Consider the following 2,142-nt stretch of genomic DNA (forward strand, 5'->3'; position numbering starts at 1 on the left):
CTCATGCTCATCTACCTACTCGGCGATGTGCTGCGCATCTTCGCGGGGCACTTCACGCCCGGCCGCATGGCTGGCCGCGAGGCGGCCGGGTGGATGTGGACGGTCGCCGCGCTCGTGATGCTTCTGCCGATCGTGATGATCCTGGTATCGCTGCTCGTACCCGCGACCCCGCTCGTGTGGATCACCGTGATCGTCGCCGCGTTCCTGGTGCTCTTCAACCTGGTGGGGCTGCCGTATGAGGGGTTCTACGACAACATGCTCATCGTGGTGGGCATCGTCGTGAACGGGATCACCATCTGGCAGGCGCTCGCCTGGCGGCCGGAGGCTGTGAGCTGAGCCGCCCCGCTACTAGGCGCGCGGGTGGGCGAGCTGGTACGACTCCTTGAGGCGTTCGGCCGAGACGTGGGTGTAGATCTGCGTGGTCGCAAGACTTGCGTGGCCGAGCAACTCTTGCACGGCGCGGAGGTCGGCTCCGCCGTCGAGCAGGTGCGTCGCCGCGGTGTGCCGGAAGGCGTGCGGGCCGGCCGGGCCTGATCCTGGCAGGTCGGCGAGGAGTCGGGCGACGAGTTCGTAGACCGTGCGGGTGCTGAGCTGCCTCCCGCGCGCACCGACGAAGATCGTGCCCGGGTCGTCGCGACCGTCGAGCAGGGCGACCCGTGCGTCGTCGAGGTACGTGTCGAGCGCACGCCGGGCCGGGATGCCGAACGGCACCACGCGTTCCTTGTCACCTTTGCCGAGCACTCGGAGAGTCATCCGTTCCCGGTCGAGATCGGAGAGCCGCGCGCCGACGAGTTCGCTTACCCGCAACGCCGACGCGTAGAGAAGTTCGATCACGGCAAGGTCGCGCACGGCATTCGGTTCGCCCGTCGTGGCGCGCACGCCCAGATCGTCGAGCAGCCCGTCGACTTGGCGCCGAGTGAGCACGCGCGGCAGGTGTCGGTCGGGGCGCGGGGCTTTCAGCCGCAGGCCGGAGTCGGCATCCGCTGTTCCCGTCGAGGTGAGCCACTTCGTGAAGCCGCGCGCGGCAGCGCTCCGCCGGGCGAGCGTCGACTTGGCGAGCCCCGCGGTCGAACCTCGCCACAGCCACCCGCGCAGCAGCTCGAGGTCGAGACCCGCGGTGTCGTCGACACCGGTGCTTTCGGCGAACCCCGCGAGGTCGACGAGATCGGTGCGGTATCCGCGGATCGTGTGCACGCTGAAGCCGCGGTCGAGTTCGAGGTGTCGGGCGTACCCGTCCATCGCGGCGCGGAGATCCACCTGGCTATCGTCGCGCGAGCCGCCGACGGCAGGCGCGTGACCCGCCGCCTAATTCGGTGCCGAGCTGGACTCGACTTCGGCGAGGTTGAACGTCGACGCCTTGTTCGAGAACGCCGCGATGCGCTCCTCGTGGGTCAGTTGGGCGAGCCGTTCTATCACCGAGTCGGGGAAGCCCGACACCGGCCGGGTCTCGTTGACCGGCACGACGGAATGCAGAATCTGGTCGTCGTAGATGTGCACCAGGTTGATCGACTGCGAGCCGTCGACCCCGAGCAGGCTGCCGACGGGAGCGGTCGGATCGATCGTGTAGCAGGTGGCCGACGCGACCGAAACCGGGATGCCGGCGAACATGCCCGACATCGCGTGGTGCAGGTGACCGGCAAGGATGGCGCGCACGTCGGTGCCACGAATGACGTCAGCCAGCCGAGGCATGCCCTGAAGTTCGAGAATCGCCATGATCTCGACCGGCGACGGCAGCGGCGGGTGATGCAACGCGAGGATCGTGCCGTCGGCGGCCGGTTCGGCGAGCACTTCGCGCAACCACTCGAGCTGGCTTTCGAGCAGGTCGCCGTGGTGGTGACCGGGAACGGTGGAGTCGAGCGAGATGATGCGCAGCCCGCCGATCATCTCGACGCGGTCTTGCGGATCGGTGCTCTCGTGGTCGAAGAGCCCCTTCGAGTACGCGGGGCGTTCGTCGTGGTTACCCATCACCCAGACGATGTGCGCCCCGATCTTCGCGGCCGCCGGTTCGACGATGCTGCGAAGTCGTTCGTAGGCTTCGGGCTCGGCAAGATCGGCGAGGTCGCCGGTGAACACGAGCGCTTCGATCGGCAGATTCGACCGCCCGAGGAGCTCGAGCGCGTGCACCAGTGGCGGGTCGGTGTC

Annotated in this window: 3 protein-coding genes; 1 reads left to right on the forward strand and 2 read right to left on the reverse strand. The window is 68.2% G+C overall.

Going from position 1 to position 2,142, the window contains the following annotated elements; translation table 11 throughout:
• Nucleotides 1-336 (forward strand): hypothetical protein (locus RMO30_RS10915; protein ID WP_309713238.1); only part of this gene is annotated, 336 nt, incomplete at its 5' end.
• 12 nt (nucleotides 337-348) lie between these two features.
• Here RMO30_RS10915 and RMO30_RS10920 read toward each other — a convergent pair.
• Complete coding sequence (locus RMO30_RS10920; protein ID WP_309713241.1) at nucleotides 349-1,257, reverse strand: tyrosine recombinase XerC; 909 nt, start codon at nucleotides 1,255-1,257, stop codon at nucleotides 349-351.
• A 48-nt stretch (nucleotides 1,258-1,305) separates the two neighbouring features.
• A partial coding sequence (locus RMO30_RS10925; RefSeq protein ID WP_309713244.1) for a metallophosphoesterase occupies nucleotides 1,306-2,142 on the reverse strand: 837 nt, incomplete at its 5' end.

Source organism: Pseudolysinimonas sp., assembly GCF_031389465.1.
Lineage (GTDB): Bacteria > Actinomycetota > Actinomycetes > Actinomycetales > Microbacteriaceae > Pseudolysinimonas_A.